Origin of the sequence: Streptomyces johnsoniae (assembly GCF_031845565.1) — a bacterium.
In the GTDB taxonomy this organism is placed as follows: Bacteria; Actinomycetota; Actinomycetes; order Streptomycetales; family Streptomycetaceae; genus Streptomyces; species Streptomyces johnsoniae.
This window is the reverse complement of the sequence record NZ_JAVREV010000007.1, coordinates 97152-114859: the sequence shown is the minus strand read 5'-3', so window position 1 is coordinate 114859 and position 17708 is coordinate 97152. Positions and strand designations below refer to the sequence as shown.

The following is a 17708-nucleotide window of genomic DNA, read 5'->3' as shown; positions in this document are numbered from 1 at the left end:
TGTCATCGACGCTGAAGCCCACAAGGAAACCCTTCCCCACGTGCCCAAGAAAGCGACGGGGACGTGGGGCGGGGACGGAGGTTCGAGCATGGAACTGAATCCAGACGACGACCGGATGACCTACCGCGTCGTGCTGTCCCGCCAACTGGCGCGGCACCGCAAGCACGCCAAACTGTCGATCCGGGAACTCGCCGCGCAACTGTGTCTCCCCTACGGGTACCTCGGCCGGGTGGAGCGGGGTGAGCAACTGCCGTCCGAGAACCTGGCCAGGGCGCTGGACACGTTCTTCGGCGTGCCCGCGCTGTTTGTCGACCTCCTGAAGGCGGCCGAGGACGCAGCGATCCCCGACTACGGCCGGATGCTGCTGCGGAAGGAGAAGAAGGCCAAGCGCATCCAGGAGATGACCAGCACGATCATCCCGGGCCTCCTGCAAACGGAAGACTATGCGCGCGAACTGATCCGCGTCGGGCATGGGTGGGATTCTGAGAAGCAGTTGGAGCAGTGGGTCACCCTTCGCATGCGCCGCAAGGAGCTTTTCCAGCGTGGTGTGCCCCCGCAATACTGAGTTCTCTTGGACGAAGCAATCCTGAAGCGTCCAATTGGTGGGCCCGAGTGCATGAGTCGACAGCTCCAGCACCTTCTGGACATGACGCAGAGTGTCTACAACACAGTCCAGGTACTGCCCTTCACCGCCGGGGCGCACTCCGTGCCAGGCGGCAGTGTTACGCTCATGAACCTGGACGATGGGACGTTGATCGGTTACGTCGAGGGTCCCATGGTGGGGGAGCCTGTTCTCACCTCGGACAGGTTGATCAAGCTGTCGCGCAAGTTCGATCTGGCCCGCTCCAAGGCTCTGACCGTCGATGACTCGCTTAATCTGGTCCGGCGATACCTCAAGGAGTACGAACGCGATGACCGAACAACTCAGGGCCGCTGAATTCGTGTCGTGGCGCAAGTCGAGCTACAGCAATGAGGAAGGCGGCAACTGCGTCGAGGTGGCCGACGGGCTTGCCGGCTTTGTGCCCGTCCGTGACAGCAAGAATCCGGCCGGTCCGGCGCTGATCGTTCCTGCCGCCGCCTGGCAGGCGTTCGTGACGCAGGCGGCGGGCTGAACCGCGCCGGTCAGGCGTGGTCATCGTCCGCCCCTCACCTGCCCGGCCACGAACGCCAGGTGCTGTGTGTGCCCTTGCTTCACCCACGTCTCCGCATTGCCCGAACCGGTGCCGCCCTGGCCGACGGCGAGGGCCGACAGCCATCGCTCGGCCTCGGTGGCGTCCTCGCGGAACTCCGCGTCGGCGACGATGGTTTCGGCCAAAGATCGCATCAGGCTGGGGTCTTTCGTCCCCCACCGCCTGCCCTTCCCCACCAGAAAATATTCGGCCGTCGTGTACCGGGGCTTCTCATAGACCCTTGGCGGCGGAACAGGATTGGTCGGCTCGTCGCACGTGCGCGGATGGAGGGCCGAATAGTCGCCGAAGGTGAAGTGCGGGCCGTCACCGTTCCCGGCCGCCTCGTTCAGCTCGCGCCAGGCCATCCATTCCACTCGCAGCAGGGGCGTCACCTCGCGCTGTTTCAAGCCGTCCGCGCTCCATGGGAACGAGCCGCCGAGCAGAACGGCGCGGCGCCAGTTTGCCGCCCCGCGCACCGCCACCCAGACGCGGAGCGCCGACGTCACCGCCTCCCGTACGACGGTCACCTCGCCCAGGTCCACCAGCAGGTCGACGTCCGGGGCCGCGGGGCTCAGTCGTGCGAGCAGTTCGGACAACAGCCGCGGCATTTGCGCCTCGTCGAGGTCCTGTGCTCGCACCCGGACCCCGAGTCCGCCGCCCGCGTCGGCGGCGAGTCCGGCGGCGGCCAACTGCTGTGCGGGGGCGCGTTCCGGGCCGGTCACCGGGCGGAGCGCGGGGCCCAGTAGGGTCGCGGAGAGCTGCGGCCACACCTGCTCGGCCACCAGGTCGGGGGTGGCCTCGACGTGGCGAGTGTCGAGCCAGCCGGGGTGCAGGCCGTTCGCGCCGTTGAGGTTCATTGCGCTTTTCCGCAAGTACGCGGGCAGCGCTTCCGGGGCGTTCGTGGGCGGCACGACCCACAGTGGCTGCGTCTGTTCGTCGATGACCGGTTTCACTGTCCGGAATGCGCTCAGCGACCCGCGCCGCACCGGCAGCGCGGGCAGGCCCGCTGCTTCGCTTCACGGCATATCCGGCGCCGACGCGCCCGCCACGCGGTGTGCCGTCTCACGGGCCGTTCGGGCGGCTCGGACCAGGCCTGACTGGTAGGCGATCACCACGAGTTGTGCCCGGTCGCGGGCCGCCAGTTTGGCCATGGCGCGGTGTACGTGCGTTCGTACCGTGAAAGGGCTGAGGACCAGCCGGGCGGCGATGTCCTCGTTGGACAGGCCGGTCGCGACCAGCGCCACCATCTCGCGTTCGCGTGCCGTGAGCAGGCTCAGCCGTTCGGGCGTGCCTGCCGGAACGCCGTCCGGTGCGGCCAGGAAGCGGGTGATCAGGGCGCGGGTGGCGGTGGGGGAGAGGAGCGCCTCGCCGCCGGCCACCGTGCGGACGGCGGCCAGCAGATCGTCGACGGCGATGCCCTTGCCGATGAAGCCACTTGCGCCCGCGCGCAGGGCCTGGGCCACGTAGGCCTCGTTCTCGAACGTCGTCAGGATCAGGATGCGGCTGCCGGTCAGGTCCTGGTCGGCGCAGATCTCCGCCGTGGCGGCGAGACCGTCCATCTCCGGCATCCGGATGTCCATGATGACCAGGTCCGGGCGCAGTTCCCGGGTGAGCCGCAGGGCCTCCCGGCCGTCGGCCGCCTCGCCGACGACCGCCATGTCGTCGGCGGAGTCGATGATCAGCCGGAAGGCCCGGCGCAGCAGCGCCTGGTCCTCGGCGAGCAGTACCCGGGTCGTCACGGCGCCGTCCCCGTCTCCGTGTTGGTCCCCGCGGCCTCCCGGGCCGGGGGGAGGGGCAGTTCGGCGGCGACGCGGAAGCCGCCCTCCGGGCGCGGCCCGGCGGACAGCCGGCCGCCGGCCGCCGTGGCCCTCTCCCGCATGCCGATCAGGCCGTGGCCGGGCGGGCGGTCGCCCGCCGCGTCCGCGCGTCGGCCGTCGTCGGTGACGGTGATGGTCAGGCGGTCGTGGCCGTAGGCGAGGTCCACCCGGGCGGCGCCGGTCCCCGCGTGCTTGGTCACGTTGGTCAGCGCCTCCTGCACAATGCGGTGCGCGGTGAGGTCCGCGCCGGGCGACAGCGGCCTGGCCCGGCCGCTCCTGTGCACCGACACGGCCAGCCCGGCGTGCCGGAACGAGTCGGCGAGCGCGGGCAGTTCCGCAAGACCGGGGGGTGGGGCGAGGGGCGCGCCCCGGTCCCCCGTCTCGCGCAGCAGGCCAACGGTGGCGCGCAGTTCGTCGAGTGCGCTGCTGGTGTTCTCGGTGAGCTGGCCGAGCGACGCGCGGGCCTCGTCGGGGCGGGAGTCGAAGAAGAGGGCGGCGACCGAAGCCTGCGCGTGGACCAGGGTGATGTGGTGGGCGACGACGTCGTGCAGGTCGCGGGCGATGCGCACCCGTTCCTCGGCCACGCGCCGCCTGGCCTCGCTCTCCCGGCTCTCCTCGGCCCGCCTGGCCCGTTCCTCCACGGCCGCCAGGTAGGCCCGCCGGTTCCGCACGGCGGTGCCGAACGCACTGGCCAGCAGCGGGAAGACCACGGTGGACGCCGTGCCGGACTCCAGCCACGAGCCGGCCCCGAACAGCAGCGAGGAGGCGGCCGGCAGGACCGCGGAGGCGGCGACGGCCGTGGCCACCTCGCGCGTTTCCCGGTGGGCGGCGAACGAGAAGACGGCGACCATGGCCGGCACCATCAGGAGCGGGTTGAAGTCGAGCCCGAGCGGCGGGGCCAGCACCCCGCACCCCGCCGTCACCGCCACCGCGGTCCGCGGCAGGCGGTGCCGCGGCGGCAGCACCGCGCAGGACACCGCGGCGAGCAGGAACGCGGGGGCGGGCGGCGGCGCCGCGACCCCGACGTCGGGATCGATCGCCCCGCCGATCAGGTACATCGCCAGCGCCACCGCCGTGATCACGCCCTCCCGCAACCACGCGTGGCGCGGCCGGTCACCGTTGATGCCGGGCGTCCACATCGCGGGATCAGCTTCCGCCGGCCCTGGACGGGGACACGGGCCGGGGTTCCTCGGCGGTCGGCCCGTTCGCGGGCGCGGGGTGCGCCCGGCCCAGGGCTTCGCCCTCGACGTCGACGTTCGGCAGCATGCGGTCCAGGCTACGCGGCAGCCACCAGGCGCGGCGGCCGAGCAGGGCCATCACCGCCGGCCCCATGGCCATCCGGACGACGAACGCGTCGAAGGCGATCGCGGCGGCCAGGCCGATGCCCAGGGTCTTGATGATCGGGTCGGTCATTCCGACGAACCCGGCGAAGACGCTGATCATGATGAACGCCGCCGCGGCCACCACGCGCCCGCTGTGCCGGAAGCCGTCCGTGATCGCCTCGCGCGGGTTCGCGCCGTGGACGTGCGCCTCGCGCATGCGGCTCAGCAGGAAGACCTCGTAGTCCATGGCCAGGCCGAAGACCACGCCGATCAGCAGGATCGGCATGAGCGACATGACGGGCCCCGTCTGCCCGACGCCGAACGCGTCCGCCGCCCAGCCCCATTGGACGACCGCGACGACGGTGCCCAGGGCGGCGCCCACCGAAAGCAGGAAGCCGAGCGTGGCCTTGAGCGGGATGAGGACCGAACGGAAGACCACCGCGAGCAGGAGGACGGCGAGGCCGACGACGATCGCCAGATAGGGGATCAGCGCGTCGCCCAGGGCCTGGGAGACGTCGATGTTCAGCGCGGTGGTGCCGGTCACCAGGACCTCGGCGCCGGTGTCCGCCGCGGCGCCGCCGACCGCGTCGCGGATGGTGTGGACCAGGTCCGCGGTCTCGGTGGTGTTGGGCGCGGTCCCGGGGACGGCGGTGAGCACGGCGGTGTCCCCGGCCTCGTTGAACACGGGGGCACCGACCGACACGACGCCGTCCACGCCGGTGACGGTGTCGGCGACCAGGTCCGCGGCGCCTTGCGGGTCGGCGGCTTCCCCGGTGTCGACGACCACCGTCAGCGGGCCGTTGAAGCCGGGGCCGAAGCCCGCCGACAGCAGGTCGTAGGCACGCCGCTGGGTGGTGTCGGTGGACAGGGACTCATCGCCCGGCAGGCTCAGTTCGAGGCTCAGCGCGGGCGTCGCCACGATGCCGAGGCCGGCCACCACGGTCAGCAGCACGGCGGCCGGCCGGCGCAGCACGAACCGCGCCCAGCGGACGCCGAGCCCGGAACGGCCGAGTCCGGAACGGCCGGTGCCGTTGTCGGTGCCGGTGCCGGTGCCGGTGCCGGTCGCGTTCGCCTTGCGCTGGGCGCGGGGGAGCAGCCGGCGCCCGGCGAAACCGAGCAGCGGGGGAACCAGCGTCAGCGCCACCAGCACGGCCAGCGCAACGGTGCCCGCCGCGGCGAGTCCCATCTTCGTGAGGATGGGGATGCCGACGACCGCGAGACCGGACAGAGCGATGATCACGGTCAGCCCGGCGAAGACGACGGCGGTCCCGGCCGTGCCGACCGCGCGCCCCGCGGCCTCTTCCGGGTCGCGGCCCCCGGCGCGCTCGGAACGGTAGCGGGAGACGATGAACAGCGCGTAGTCGATGCCGACCGCGGTACCCAGCATGATCGCCAGGATGGATGTGGTGGAGGAGAGGCCCAGGGGGTCGGCGAGCGCCGCGATGAGGCAGAAGCCGACGGCCACGCCGATGAGCGCGGTGAGCAGCGGCAGCCCTGCCGCGATCAGCGATCCGAAGGTGATCACGAGCACCAGGGCCGCCACGGCCAGCCCGATCAGCTCGGTGACGCCCCCGAGTTCCTCCTCCGCCTCCAGCGCCGAGCCGCCGATCTCGACGGTAAGACCGGCGTCCCGCGCCAGGCCGGCGGCGTCCTCCAGGGCGGCGGTCGTCGCCTCGGTCAGGCCGGACGCCCGTTCGGTGTAGGTGAGGGTGGCGTAGGCGACGGCACCGTCCTCGCTGACGGCGCCGGTGGCGAACGGGTCGGTGGCCGAGGCGACCTGGTCGCCCCCGGCCAGGGCGCCAAGCGCCTCCTCGACGGCCGCCCGGTGCGGCCCGGCCGTGACCCGCTGCCCGTCCGGGGCCTGGAACACGAGACGGGCTTCGGCGCCCTGCGCGTCACCGCCGGGGAAGCGCTCGTTCAGCAGGTCGAACGCCTCCTGCGCCTCCGTGCCCGGCATGGAGAACTCGGCCTCAGGTCCCGGCTCGGCCGTGGCCGCGGCCACCCCGACGAGCACCAGCGCGGCCAGCCAGAGCGAGCCCACGAGCCGCCGCCGCCGGAAGGTCCATCGCCCGATGCGGTAAAGAAAAGTTGCCACCACGACTCCCGTCGGATATCGGCAAGGGAAGAAAGGCTGCGCGCGCCCTCAGAGAATCCCCGCCGACGACCCCGCCGGTCATCGTTCCCACGCAGCAACCGGCGCCTGGTACGTATGCAGTACACGGCCCCGGCACCTTCAGCACCCCCGGCACCCGCGGGGAAGAGCCCGAACGCCGTGGTGCCCGCAGCAGGCCCGCGGGGCCGGGCATGGGGCGCTCAACGGTCTACTTCGGGGGCACGTGCCCGGTCACGGACCGTGCCCACCGACCGCCCAGTAGGGGCAGCCGTGCCGGGGGAACCTGGCGTACAGCTTCCCCCTGCCCGCCGCTGCCTCCACGCCGACTATCGCCCGTGAGACCGCCGAGACCATTCTCGATGTCCACAACCTCGGAGAGCTGATCGAGCCCGCACTACTGCTGGTACGTGAACTCAGCGCCCACGCCTGCCGATTCACCGCTCCGGGGGAAAGGGGCCACCTCCCGTCAGCGGCGCGCGCACCGCGCGTACCGGCAGTCCGGACGGCCGCAAGCTGGAAGAATGCGAACCGTGAGTGACAAGGACCTGGCAAATCTTCTCGGCACCCGCGAGACCACGACGCTGGAGTTCAAGCGCATGGCGAAGCGGGAAGGCAAGCGCGGGGACGTTATCGCGGCTGCCGTGTGCGCCATGGCGAACGACCTGTGTGGCAACGGCGGGGGCGACATCGTCATCGGGGTGGATGACCGCGGTGAGCCGGTGGACGGGGTGGACACGAGTGATCGGGCGCTGCTGGCGTTGACGGACCTCCGCGACGACGGCCGCATTCTCGATCGGCCATCGCTCACCGTGCAGGCCGCCCAGTTCAAGGGGAAGCCGGTCATCCATCTGCGGGTGCAGGCTTCCGCGGCTCCGCCTGTCCGTTTCGAAGGTGTGATCTGGGTCAGGCCGGGTCCCTCCACACGCCGGGCGAGTCGCGAGGACGAGCGGGTTCTGTCCGAACGCCGTCGTGTCGCGGACGGTCCGTTCGACACCCGGGCGGTAGTCCGCGCGACCCGGGACGATCTGGACCTGGACCTGTTCCGCGGCTCTTACCTGCCGGCCATGGTCGACCCCGAAGTGATCGAGGAGAACGGCCGTCCGCTCGACATGCAGTTGTCGTCCCTGCACCTGGCCACACCGGACGGCGTGCCCACCGTGCTCGGCCTGCTGACAGCCGGGCTGGACCCGTCCAGCGGCATTCCCGGGGCCTACGTCCAGTTCATCCGTTACGCGGGGACCGATCTGGCCGCCCCTATCGCTGACGAACAGGAACTGAGGCAGAACCTGATCGGGATCGCGTCCCGGCTTGAGCCCCTGCTCCGCAGCAATCTGCGGACACGGATCGTCGGCGAGGGCTTCCGCGAGACCGCGCGTCCCACCTATCCGATCGAAGCGCTCCGCGAGATTTGCATGAACGCGCTGATGCACCGCAACTACGAGACATCCCACGCCCCCACTCGTATCGTCTGGTTCGACAACCGCGTCGAGGTGACCAATCCGGGAGGTCCCTACGGACAGGTGAGGGACGACAACTTCGACCGGGTCACGGACTACCGCAATCCCTCCCTCGCCGCGGCGTTGAAGGGGCTCGGCTATGTCAACCGTTTCGGCCGGGGAATCGGCCGGATGCGGATCGCACTGGAGCGCAACGGCAATCCGCCTCCCGATTTCCAGGTCGACGACTCGTCCTGGGCCGTGACCATCCGGAGAGCCGTATGACCGTGACCTCGATCGCGCTGTTCAACAACAAGGGTGGGGTCGGTAAGACGACCCTCGCCTACCATCTGGCGCACATGATGACCAGCCGTCTCGGTCTGAACGTCCTCGCGGTGGACCTGGACCCGCAGGCAAACCTCACGTCCATGTGCCTGGACGAGAGCGAGATCGAAGACCTGTGGACCAATCCCTCGGAGGCGGCGGGCAGGACGGTGGCCGACGCGGTGCGGCCCATCTTGGAGGGGACAGGTGATGTCGCGTTCGTGGAGCCGGTATCGCTCAAGCCTGGCCTCTGGCTGCTGCCCGGCAGCCTCGATCTAAGCCGGTTCGAGGACAAACTCTCGAACGAGTGGTTCAAGTCGTTCGCGGGGGACATCGCCGCGATCCGAACGACCACGGCCTTTCACCGCATGGTTGAGCACGCCGCCGCTTCCGTTGACGCGGATATCGTGCTCATCGATGTCGGACCCAACCTGGGGGCCATCAATCGTGCCGCACTGATCGCCGCCGACAGTGTGCTGATGCCACTCGCCGCCGATTTGTTCTCGCTCAGAGGGCTCAGCAACCTGGGCCCGACGCTCCGGCGGTGGCAGAACAACTGGCGCCAGGTCGTCCTGCCCCAGGTGCCGCCGGGCATCTCGGCGCCGCCCGCCGGAATGACGCCGCTCGGCTACATCATCATGCAGCCGGAAATGCGCCTCGACCGGCCGGTCAAGGCATATGAACGCTGGCTGGAGCGCATTCCGCGGGTGTATTCCGCTGCCGTGCTCGGGGAACAGGAGCCGTCGCGGGACGACGATCGCCACCACATCGCCACGCTGCGGAACTACCGCAGCCTGATGCCGCTCGCGCATGACGCCCGCAAGCCAATGTTCGAACTCCGGGCCGCGGACGGCGCGCTCGGCAGTACGCAGAAGTTCGTGCAGACCTGCTTCTGGGAGTTCCGAGCGCTGGCGGAGAACGTTTTGCAGCGTGTCACGGACGGGGACGCACCCGCGGAGGCAACCGACTGAACCGGTGCCGCGTGATGGCGCTGGGTGGAGGCGCTGGGTGGAGGCGCTGAAGACCGTGCGGCGCCGTATCGGGACCTGAGGCTGTGCGGCTGCGGGGGCGGATCGGTGCGGACCTGCGTGGGCGCGGGCGACTCCTCAGCTCGGGCCGGGAGCCCGGCCGAGGTCGTTCAGCAGGGTGTCGAGGAGGAGTTCCTCCTCGATGGCGAGTCCGTGGGCGGCCATGGCGGTGGACAAGGCCGGGTCCCAGGTGGCGGTGGCAGGGCGGCCGGTGAGAGGGCGGGCGCGGGGGTGGTGGTTCGCCGCGGTGGTGTAGTCCGTCGCCGTGTAGCGCCAGGGATGCCAGGGGACGCGTTCCAGAAGGGTGTTGGCGATGCTGATGCCGCCCCAGTCGAAGTCGCCGTGATAGCGCAGCTCGGCGCCGGTGGTGGCGAGGGCGCGCAGCAGAGTGAGGGCGGCGGTGCCGGGCTGGCCCTGCACGCATACCAGGGGCGGGCAGCCGGGGCCCAGACGGTCGGCCGCGGCCGAAACGACCGATGGGTTCTCGCACACGTGCACGCGCCCGGTCGCGTGCGCGGCCGACGGGTCGCGGACCAGCTGGCGCAGGGTCAGTACCGCCGGCTGGCCCGCCTCGCGCAGGGCGGCCAGGGCGCGGCCGGTGGCGGTGTTCTGATGGCCGGGCAGGCCGAGGGCCAGAACGGTGGAGGACAGCGCGTCCCGCAGCAGTCCGGCCGAGGCCCACACCTCGCGTCGCCAGGCGGCGCCGCTGCCAGGTGGCGGCGGGCGCAGGGCGCGGATGGCCTGGAACGTCAGGGTGGCCAGCGGGCGGTCCTCGTCCAGGGCGTGGGCATCGCCGAGCGTGCGGGCGGCGAAGACGGACAGTTCGGTGGCCGGGGCCGGCAGGCGGGAGACGACCGCGGTCAGATCGGCGAGCAGCCGGGCCGCGGCGTCCGGCGTGGTGGCGAGGCGGCGGACCAGCCCGCTGGACTGCAACTGGTCGTACCAGGACGCGAGTTCGGGACGCTCCTCGCACAGGGCGGTGAGCGGGGCGAACGCGGTGGCCCAGTGGCGGGCTTCGCGCCGCGCGGCCTCGTCCCGCGGCTCGACCGGGCCGGTGAGTGCGACGACGGCCGCGGGCAGTCCGCCGGGACTGGCCTCCGAACGGCGCAGCAGCGCGTCCACCGCGTCGAGGGAGACGGTCAGCGCCTTGCCACGCTGCGGCGCCCGGCCCAGCAGGCGTTCTGCGGCGGCGCGCTGGGCCTCGCTGGGGACGGCGTTGGTGGTGGTGCCGGTGAGCGGCCTGCCCCGTTCCATCCGGCGGCGGGCGTTCGTCACCAGCCAGGCCAGCTCGGGCGTGCCGAGGAGCCGCCGCAGCCGCGCCAGGTCGACGGCCGCCGGCCCGTCGGTCATGTCCACAGCCCGGCCTGGTCGCCGTGGACCTGTGGTTCGGGATCGTCCGGGGAACGGGGGCCCGGGGCGCGCCGGCGCTGGGTGCCGTCCCATTCCCAGCGGCTGACGAGAACGGCGGCGATCTCGTCGATACGGGAGAGCTGGGCGATGGCGATGCCGGGGACCTCCGGGTAGCAGGCCCACTCGCGTTCGCTCGTCATGACGACATCGAGGTCGAAGGCGTGCAGCAGGCCGAGGCACTTGGCACGCGAGTCGTCGTCGACCCCGGCGAACGCCTCGTCCAGGGTGACCAGGCGGGGCGCGGACGGGTTCGCCGCCGTGGCGTAGTGGGACGAAGCGGCGGCGAACAGGGGAACGGAGACCGACAGGACGCGTTCGCCACCGGAAGCCGGGCCGGTCGCCGAACGCCACTGGCCGTGCTGGTGGCGTTCGATGCCGAACTCGTGCCAGGCGCGGTAGTCGAGCGCGGCGGTCAGGTGGTCCAGCCAGGTGCCGGCCGGTTGCGTGGCCTGGGCGCGGGCGATCTCGGCCTGGAGGAAGTCGCCGATCGCGGCCCGGTCGGCCGGTGACCAGGCGTCGGCGGACTGGCGCAGCCGCTCGCGGGCGGCGGGCAGGCCGGGCGGGGCGGAACGGGCGGGGCGCCAGGCCAGGCGCAGTCGCATGCCGGTGCTGGTGGGGCGGTCGGCCAGCTCGTCGTTCATCCGCCGCACTTGGCGCTCGGCGGTGCCGATCAGGTCCTGGAGGGTGCCGGCCACCTCCGTGATCAGGTGGGTTTCGAGGATCTCGCGCTCCCGGGCGGACAGCATCCGCTGCAGCGCGGCGACTTCCGTCGTGAGGGCGTCGGCCAGGTCGGGAACGGCGCGCTCCCGGCCCTGGAAGAGGATGTCGACGACCAGGCCGTCCTCCAGCATGCGGCCGGTGGCGGTGTGGCCGTGCCGGGAAAGGGCGTCCTGGAGGTTCTTCAACTCGTCGTTGACGCGGCGCTGGGTGCGTTCCCAGGCGGGGTCGGACTCGTCCGCGTCGGCCAGGTCGGCGTCGATCGCGCGGGCCAGCTGGACGGCGGCGGTCGGGGCCCACTCCCCGTCGCCCGGCGGGGTGGCGAGATCGGGCAGGGCGACGGCGAGCAGGCCGGTGCCGGCGAAGCGCCGGAGAGCGGCGATCGCCTCGCCGCGGGTGCGGGCGGCCTCGGCGAGGCCCGACTCCAGCTGCTGGATGCGGCCGGCGGCCTGCCCCTGGGCCGCCACGGCCTCGGTGTGCTCCCGGCGGGCGCGGCGCTCCTCGGCGTCGGCTTCCCGCAGCCGGGCGGCCACCTCGCCGAGCCGGCGCTGCAGTTCCGCGACGGCGGCGCCGACGGTGCCCGCGAGGGTCCGGTGGCGTTCGGCGGCGGCGGTCGCGTCGCGCGCGGCGTCCTGCGCGCGCTCGGTCAGCTCCGCGACGCGGGCCGCGGTGTCCCCGGCCTCTTCACGTTCGGCGGCGACGGCGTCCATGGCGGTGGCGCGTTCCCGCAGGGCGGGCCATGCGGCCGCCAGCGCGAGACGGTAGTCGCCCAGCGCCTCGCGGACCGCGTGCAGGCCGGCCCGGTCGCCGGACAGGCGGAGGTCGGCGGCTGTCTCCGCCAGCTCTGCGGCTGCCGCGTCGGCGCGGCGGGTGGCGTCGGCGGCGCGCCCGGCCCGCGCGTCGGCCCGGGTGCGGGCGCGGTCGACGGCCTCGGTGGCGGCGGCGGTCACCGCGTGGGCCCGGCGCAGCCCACTGTCGTCCGGGAGGGCGGCGAGCTCGGCGTCCGCTGCGCGGCGGCGGGCGGCCGTCTCGGCGACAGCAGCCAGAACGGCAGCCAACTCGCCGTCGAGCCTGTCGAGTTCGGAGCGCAGGGTGGTGATCCTGACCCGGCGGGCTTCCTCCCGGGCACCCTCGCCGAGGTACTCGGCGCTGTCCTTCGTCCAGGCGCCGCGCAGGACACCGACGCGAAACCTGCCGCCTGCGTCGACCCAGGTGGCGCCGGCCCCTTCCCCGTAGCCGATGGCCGCAAGCAGCCGGGCCACGGCCTCCTCGGAAACCGTCGCGGCGCGGGCGTCGCCGTGATCGGGAGCGGGGCGCAGGACCTGGGAGAGGGCGGGTCCTGGCAGCGGCGCGGCCGGATCGGGCGCCAGCAGCACATCGTGGGTGTCCGGGGCGACGGCCGTGCCGTCGGGGAGGACCCAGGCGTCCAGAAGACCGCCGGCCTCCAGAGCGGCCTCAAGACCGGCCCGGTCGGCGGCCGGGAGGCCGTCGGCGAAGTCGGCCAGCCGCCACAACGGGGCGCCGGGCCGGTCGGTGCGTACCCCCTCGCCGCGGGTGGCCGGTGAGGGTGGTCCCGGCTGGCGACCGGCCTCCAGGGCGGTCAGTTCGGCGGTGCGCGCGGCACGCCGTTCGGTCAGAGCCTCCTCGGTCAGCCGCAGGGCGGCGGCCTGCTCGGCGAACCCGGCCGAGGCGGCGGCATGTGCCGCCTCGGCGGCGGTGCGGGCGGGGGAGGGGCCGTTCAGGTGGCCGGTCCAGTCCTGGAGCTGATCCAGCAGCCCGGACGGATCGTGCGGACGCAGCTCGGCACATCTGGCCACGTGCGCGCGCACGTCGGCCACGAGTCCGCGGCCCGCCTCCGCCGCCTCCGTCCGGGCGGCCGCCTCGCGGTCCGCCGCCGCACCGAGGTCGGCGGCGGCCTCCTCCGCCCGGCGAACGGCCTCCGCGCGGTCCGCCGCCGCCCGTTCGGCGGCTTCCGCGAGCTGCTCGACGTGCGCGACGGCCCGGGAACGCCCGTCGGCCAGCATCTCGGCGGCCTCCTGCACGTCCGTCTCCCGCACGGCGGCGAGGTCGGTGACCTGGCCCCGCGTGCCCGTCTCGTCCGCACCAGGAGCACCAGGCACACCAGGCACACCGGGACCGCCGAACAGCGCCCCGGCCACCCGGGTCGCGTGGCCGTCCTCGATACCCGCCGCAGCCGCGGCCGCGGCGGCCCGCGTGAGGGCGGCGGCGAGGCGTTCCTGGGCGGCGTCCCGGCGGCGTTCCGCGTCCGCCGCGCGGGCCTGGGCCCGCGCGTGCTGCTCGGCGGCCCGGCCGCGGTCCCCGTCGGCGCGCCTCGCGTCGGCCGCCGTCCGGGACGCGTCCGACGCCGCCTGCTCCAGCTCGCGGGCGCTGCGCATCTCGGGACCGGCGCGCAGCGCGGCGTCCTCGGCGCGCAGCCGGGTGCGTCGCTCCTCCAGCTCCGCGAGCAGCCTCTCGGCGGCGGCCCTGGCCGCGTCGGCGCGGACCCGCTGCTCCTGAGCCTGGCTCAGCTCGCGCTGCAGGTGCTCGTACCGCGAGTGCTCGATGCGCGGCGGCCTGGCCTTGCGCTTGGCCGCGATCCGTGCGTAGCGCCGGTAATGCTGCAGAAAGTTCGCGGCGGCGTCCCTGGCCTCGGCCATGGCGGCGAGGTTGTCCTTCTCCTCGTCGAGCGACCGGAACGCCTCGGCCACGTCCGCGACGATCGCGGCGTCCATCGGCGGCAGCGCTTCCGTCAGCGCCCTGGACAGCGCGGCTTCGCTGGGCCGCTTCGACAACTGCGGCTGCCGCAGCTGGATCAGCAGATCCACCAGGGCCGCGTACCGCTGCTCACCGAGGCCGAACAGCGCCTCGTCGACGGCGCGCCGGTAGGACTTGGCCTGGTCGTACACCATGCCGTGGCCCTCGATCGCCTCCGCCAGCCGGTCCCGCGACAGCGCCGCGCGGGTGGCATCCAGCAGGCCGAGGCCGCCCTCCGCGACGGGGGCACCGACGCGCTGCCCGGTGACGAAGAACCAGTGCCGGGCAATGCCGCGGCCCTTGACCGCCTTGAGCCCGCAGCCCAGCGTGCGGAACTCCGTACCACCCGACTCCGTCAGCCGGCCGAACTCGACCCAGGCGTAGCCCAGTCGCTCGGGGTGCGGGTGCTCGCCGCCCAGCAGCAGATTCCACTCCATGCGCTTCTTCGGGTCGCCGTCCGGCTCGACCCGGTAGGCCGCCAGGTCGCCGTCGAGGAGGAACGGCAGCGTCAGCGCCAGGACTTTCGACTTGCCCGTGCCGTTGTTGCCGCGCAGCAGCAGCCTGCCGTCCCGGAACCAGAACTCCTCGACGTCGTAATAGAAGAGGTCCACCAGGCCGAGCCGCAGCGGCTGCCAGCGCGGGCGGCCAGGCGACGGCAGCGCGTCGGCCAGGCCGGACGGTTCGGGGGCCGGGGCCGGGGCCGGGGCCGAGGCCGGGCCCGGGGCGGGGGCTGGGCGGGGGATCGTCACCGGTTCTTCCTTCCGTGGCCGCGGAGGATGGCATCTCCGACGGCGTAACGGGCCAGCGCCGGGCGGGCGGTGACGCCGTCGGGGACCTGCTCGACCAGACGCAGCGCCCGCAGTTTGGCCACGGCCTGGGCGACCAGCTCGCCTTCGGCGCCCGGCTCCCTGGCCGACTTGGACCAGTAACCGCCGTGTTCGGCCGCCAGCCCCCGCACCCGTTGCTTCAACTCGTCGGTGGTCGCGGTCCGCCGGGCGGCCAGATACTCCGCCAGCAGCAGGGTGATGTGCCCGTGCGTGCCCTGCTCGGGCATGCGCACATCCGTGAGTTCGTCATCGGGGTCCACCATGGCCATGCCTTCGGCGCGGATTTCGGGGATCAGCCCGGTCAGCTCGGTGATCCGGCGGGTGATGGCCCCGCGCTGCCCGGTGAGGTAGGCGGCCTCGGCCTCGGTCAGCTCGTCGAAGTAGAGCACCGGGTCGTCCAGCAACCTTCGGGTGAGCGTGTGACGCAGCCGCCGGTTGCGCAACTCATCGCTGTCCAGGGCCGCTTCGGCAGCCAATGCGGCGAGCCGCTCCTCGAAGCCGCGGACGGCGACGGTGGAGGGGCCGCGCGGGGTGGCCAGCAACCCGGCCAGCACCCGGCGTTCCACGTCGTACAGCGCGTCGCCGGCCGCCTGCAGGTAGGCGCTCTCATCGCCCGCGACCCGGACCAGCACCCCGAGATCCATCAGCAGCCGCACGACGGCCACCAGGTCGGCCTTCTCCTCCTTGTCCTCAAGGGTGAAGGAGATACCCGCGGCCGACAGCGCCGGATCAGCTGCCTCCAGCACCACCTGCTCGGCGAGCCGGCCGAGCACGATCTGGCTCTCACCGCGTTCCAGCGCGGCCAGTGCCAGGCAGAGCAGCACGTAACGGCGCCGGGTGAACGGACTCGCGCCGCGAGATGCCTCGCGCGCGGGATGGGTCGCGTTGCCGTGGCTTCCGGGCAGCTTCCGCAGGCGGGCGGTCTCCGCGTCGATGCGCAGCGGCCAGCCGGTGTTCCGGTCGAACCACGCACGCAGCTCCGCACCGTGCTGCCGCACGAGGCGGAACTCCTCCGCGCCCGCGCCGTGCGCCCGCAGCAGCGGCCGACGCAGCAGCGCCCGGGCCGCCCGTTGCCGCTCGGCCTGCCGGCGGGCCGCGTTGGCCTCGTCAAGTCCGGTGCTCAACCTCGCCGCCCTCCGCCGTCAGGTCGACGATGTCCACCAGGTGGTCGGGCCCCCGGAAGGTGCCGCCGGCCGTCACGATCTCGGCCGTGCCGCCCCCCGGCAGCAGACTGAGCCTGATCTCCATGGTGCCGTCGTTGCTGCCCGCGACCATCTCCCGCACGCCCGGCCGCCACCGCGCCAGCGCGTCACCGAGCAGTTGCAGGAACAGACCGAACGCCATCGGGTCCAGCTCGCCCAGCTGGGACAGCCGCACGGGGCCGCCGGTCGCCAGCCGGGCGCGCGCCGCCGCGATCTCCGCCGCCTGTTTCCCGGCGACTTCGGCCAGGTGCCTGCGGGCCGCGCCGCGGTCCTCGACCCGGTGGGCCCGGCCGCGCCGTTCGTACGAGCCGGACTTCCGCAATTGCGGGCTGATCCGCAGTGGCGGCGCGTCCGCCCAGGCGGTGCCCGGTGCCACGGGTGCGGCCTCGCGTTCGCCCAGCGTCTGCGCGTCGACCGTCAGATGACGCGACGGGTACAGGCCGAAGGCGGTACGCCACAACCGGTGCCGCGCCCCGTCGTCCGGGGCCTCGGCGAACCACAGGGCGAGGCTGCGGAAGTCCGCGGAACGGTCCGAACGTCCGGCCCGGCGCTCGTTCAACGAGGCGACGACGGCCAGGAGTTGCGGGATCGCGCTCAACGCCGCCCCGCGCAGCAGCCGCGCCTGCGAAACCCGGCCCGGTGTGCTCAGGAACCACGCCCGCAGCCCCGCCCACCGGTCCTGCCAGCCCGCGTGCGCCTCCTCGGCGGCGGTCGTGCTCCGGTCCGGGGCCGCGTCCATCGCCTCGCGCCGGGCCGCGATCCACAGCAGGCGCCCGGCGCCCTCCTCGGTGTCCAGGTCTGCCAGCAGCCCGGCGATCTCCGCGCCGGTGGTGATCAGGTCCTGGATGAACCGTTCCAGGTAGTCGATCAGCCGGTCCTTGTAGGCCAGGAACGCCTCGGTTTCCGCGTCGTGCAGGTCGATGGTGCGCTGCAACGACCCCATGAACGCCCTGGCGTTCTCCGCGAGTCCGGTGAACCGGTCGGTGAGAGCCAGCAGGGCCAGGTGAACGGCGGCCGGATCGGGCTCCGGCTCGGCGGCCCGCGCCAGCAGCACCCGCAACTGAGTGACGATGTCGGCCAGCGCCACCGCCTGGAGCGCACCGCGTTGCCCCAGGGCCTCGTCGTAGGCGGACAGCGCTGCCTCGGCCGCCTCCCCGGCCCGCGTCAGCTGGTAGATGAACCGCCTGCGGTAGAAGTCCTCGACGGCCGTGACCCGGGCGGTGTCCGGGTCCGCCCGCAGATTGCCCCATTTGACCAGCCGGTCCAGCGCCTCCGCCACCGCGCCGGTATCCACCGGCCGGTACGCCGGCGGCAGCTCCGCGTACACGTCCTCCGGCCGTAGGTGCACCGCGAACCGCGCCTTCGCGCGCACGAATACGTCCATCACCTGCCGGTAGAGCGCGGTGTTCTGCACGGTGAGGTGGGCGAACGGCAGGTAGCCGGACGGCTCCCGCTCCTGCCCCGGCGTAGGAACGTCGTGCACGGACATCGGGCCCATTGTGGCGCATCTCTCCTGCCGCTCGCAGCCACAAGGGAATTCTCCCCCCACGGCCCGTGAGAGGGGCATGTGAGGGAATCTCCGCCGCCCC

11 protein-coding genes and 1 pseudogene are annotated in these 17708 nt (G+C 73.0%); 4 read left to right on the top strand and 8 right to left on the bottom strand.

Translation table 11 applies throughout. The features are described from left to right. The first annotated feature begins 88 nt into the window (after window positions 1-88). A pseudogene (locus tag RM779_RS14575) lies at window positions 89-937 on the top strand (helix-turn-helix domain-containing protein). Further along, window positions 912-1112, top strand: coding sequence for a DUF397 domain-containing protein (locus tag RM779_RS14570; RefSeq protein WP_311618108.1), 201 nt, complete (start codon window positions 912-914; stop codon window positions 1110-1112). The pseudogene RM779_RS14575 and the gene RM779_RS14570 overlap by 26 nt, the downstream one beginning before the upstream one ends. A 20-nt stretch (window positions 1113-1132) precedes the next feature. Here the strand turns inward: RM779_RS14570 and RM779_RS14565 are convergent, their stop codons facing one another. Genes RM779_RS14565 through RM779_RS14550 form a run of 4 tightly spaced genes read right to left on the bottom strand, consistent with a single transcriptional unit; the run spans window position 1133 to window position 6403 of the window. Further along, entirely contained in the window at window positions 1133-2155 is a 1023-nt protein-coding gene (locus RM779_RS14565) for a beta family protein (RefSeq protein ID WP_311618107.1), read from the bottom strand. Between the two features lie 30 nt (window positions 2156-2185). Then, on the bottom strand, window positions 2186-2908 hold the full coding sequence (locus RM779_RS14560) for a response regulator transcription factor (RefSeq protein ID WP_311618106.1): 723 nt from the start codon (window positions 2906-2908) through the stop codon (window positions 2186-2188). After that, window positions 2905-4125, bottom strand: a complete 1221-nt coding sequence (locus tag RM779_RS14555) for a sensor histidine kinase (RefSeq protein WP_311618105.1) — start codon at window positions 4123-4125, stop codon at window positions 2905-2907. Before RM779_RS14555 ends, RM779_RS14560 begins: the two co-directional genes overlap by 4 nt. 7 nt (window positions 4126-4132) lie before the next feature. Next, window positions 4133-6403, bottom strand: a complete 2271-nt coding sequence (locus RM779_RS14550) for an MMPL family transporter (protein ID WP_311618104.1) — start codon at window positions 6401-6403, stop codon at window positions 4133-4135. A gap of 539 nt (window positions 6404-6942) precedes the next feature. On the opposite strand from RM779_RS14550, the gene RM779_RS14545 reads away from it, so the two are divergent. Together RM779_RS14545 and RM779_RS14540 are read left to right on the top strand one after the other, a co-directional pair. After that, window positions 6943-8142, top strand: coding sequence for an ATP-binding protein (locus RM779_RS14545; RefSeq protein WP_311618103.1), 1200 nt, complete (start codon window positions 6943-6945; stop codon window positions 8140-8142). Then, window positions 8139-9152 carry a ParA family protein gene (locus tag RM779_RS14540; RefSeq protein ID WP_311618102.1) on the top strand — a complete coding sequence of 338 codons (1014 nt, stop codon included), beginning with the start codon at window positions 8139-8141 and terminating at the stop codon, window positions 9150-9152. Before RM779_RS14545 ends, RM779_RS14540 begins: the two co-directional genes overlap by 4 nt. A 135-nt stretch (window positions 9153-9287) precedes the next feature. Here the strand turns inward: RM779_RS14540 and RM779_RS14535 are convergent, their stop codons facing one another. Genes RM779_RS14535 through RM779_RS14520 form a run of 4 tightly spaced genes read right to left on the bottom strand, consistent with a single transcriptional unit; the run spans window position 9288 to window position 17608 of the window. Further along, a complete protein-coding gene (locus RM779_RS14535; protein WP_311618101.1) occupies window positions 9288-10559 on the bottom strand; it encodes a TIGR02679 family protein in 1272 nt (423 codons plus the stop codon). Continuing rightward, window positions 10556-14839, bottom strand: a complete 4284-nt coding sequence (locus RM779_RS14530; RefSeq protein WP_311618100.1) for a TIGR02680 family protein — start codon at window positions 14837-14839, stop codon at window positions 10556-10558. Before RM779_RS14530 ends, RM779_RS14535 begins: the two co-directional genes overlap by 4 nt. Next, window positions 14836-16041 (bottom strand): TIGR02678 family protein, encoded by a 1206-nt coding sequence (locus tag RM779_RS14525; protein WP_311618099.1) that lies wholly within the window; start codon window positions 16039-16041, stop codon window positions 14836-14838. Before RM779_RS14525 ends, RM779_RS14530 begins: the two co-directional genes overlap by 4 nt. After that, window positions 16025-17608, bottom strand: coding sequence for a TIGR02677 family protein (locus tag RM779_RS14520; RefSeq protein WP_311618098.1), 1584 nt, complete (start codon window positions 17606-17608; stop codon window positions 16025-16027). The genes RM779_RS14525 and RM779_RS14520 overlap by 17 nt, the downstream gene beginning before the upstream one ends. Window positions 17609-17708: the final 100 nt, after the last annotated feature.

What these genes read in the sequence shown, in the direction of transcription:
- RM779_RS14570 (WP_311618108.1), top strand. Translation starts at nt 912, where the DNA reads ATGACCGAACAACTCAGGGCCGCTGAATTCGTGTCGTGGCGCAAGTCG.
- RM779_RS14540 (WP_311618102.1), top strand. Translation starts at nt 8,139, where the DNA reads ATGACCGTGACCTCGATCGCGCTGTTCAACAACAAGGGTGGGGTCGGT.
- RM779_RS14555 (WP_311618105.1), bottom strand. Translation starts at nt 4,125, where the DNA reads ATGTGGACGCCCGGCATCAACGGTGACCGGCCGCGCCACGCGTGGTTG.
- RM779_RS14535 (WP_311618101.1), bottom strand. Translation starts at nt 10,559, where the DNA reads ATGACCGACGGGCCGGCGGCCGTCGACCTGGCGCGGCTGCGGCGGCTC.
- RM779_RS14545 (WP_311618103.1), top strand. Translation starts at nt 6,943, where the DNA reads ATGCGAACCGTGAGTGACAAGGACCTGGCAAATCTTCTCGGCACCCGC.
- RM779_RS14520 (WP_311618098.1), bottom strand. Translation starts at nt 17,608, where the DNA reads ATGTCCGTGCACGACGTTCCTACGCCGGGGCAGGAGCGGGAGCCGTCC.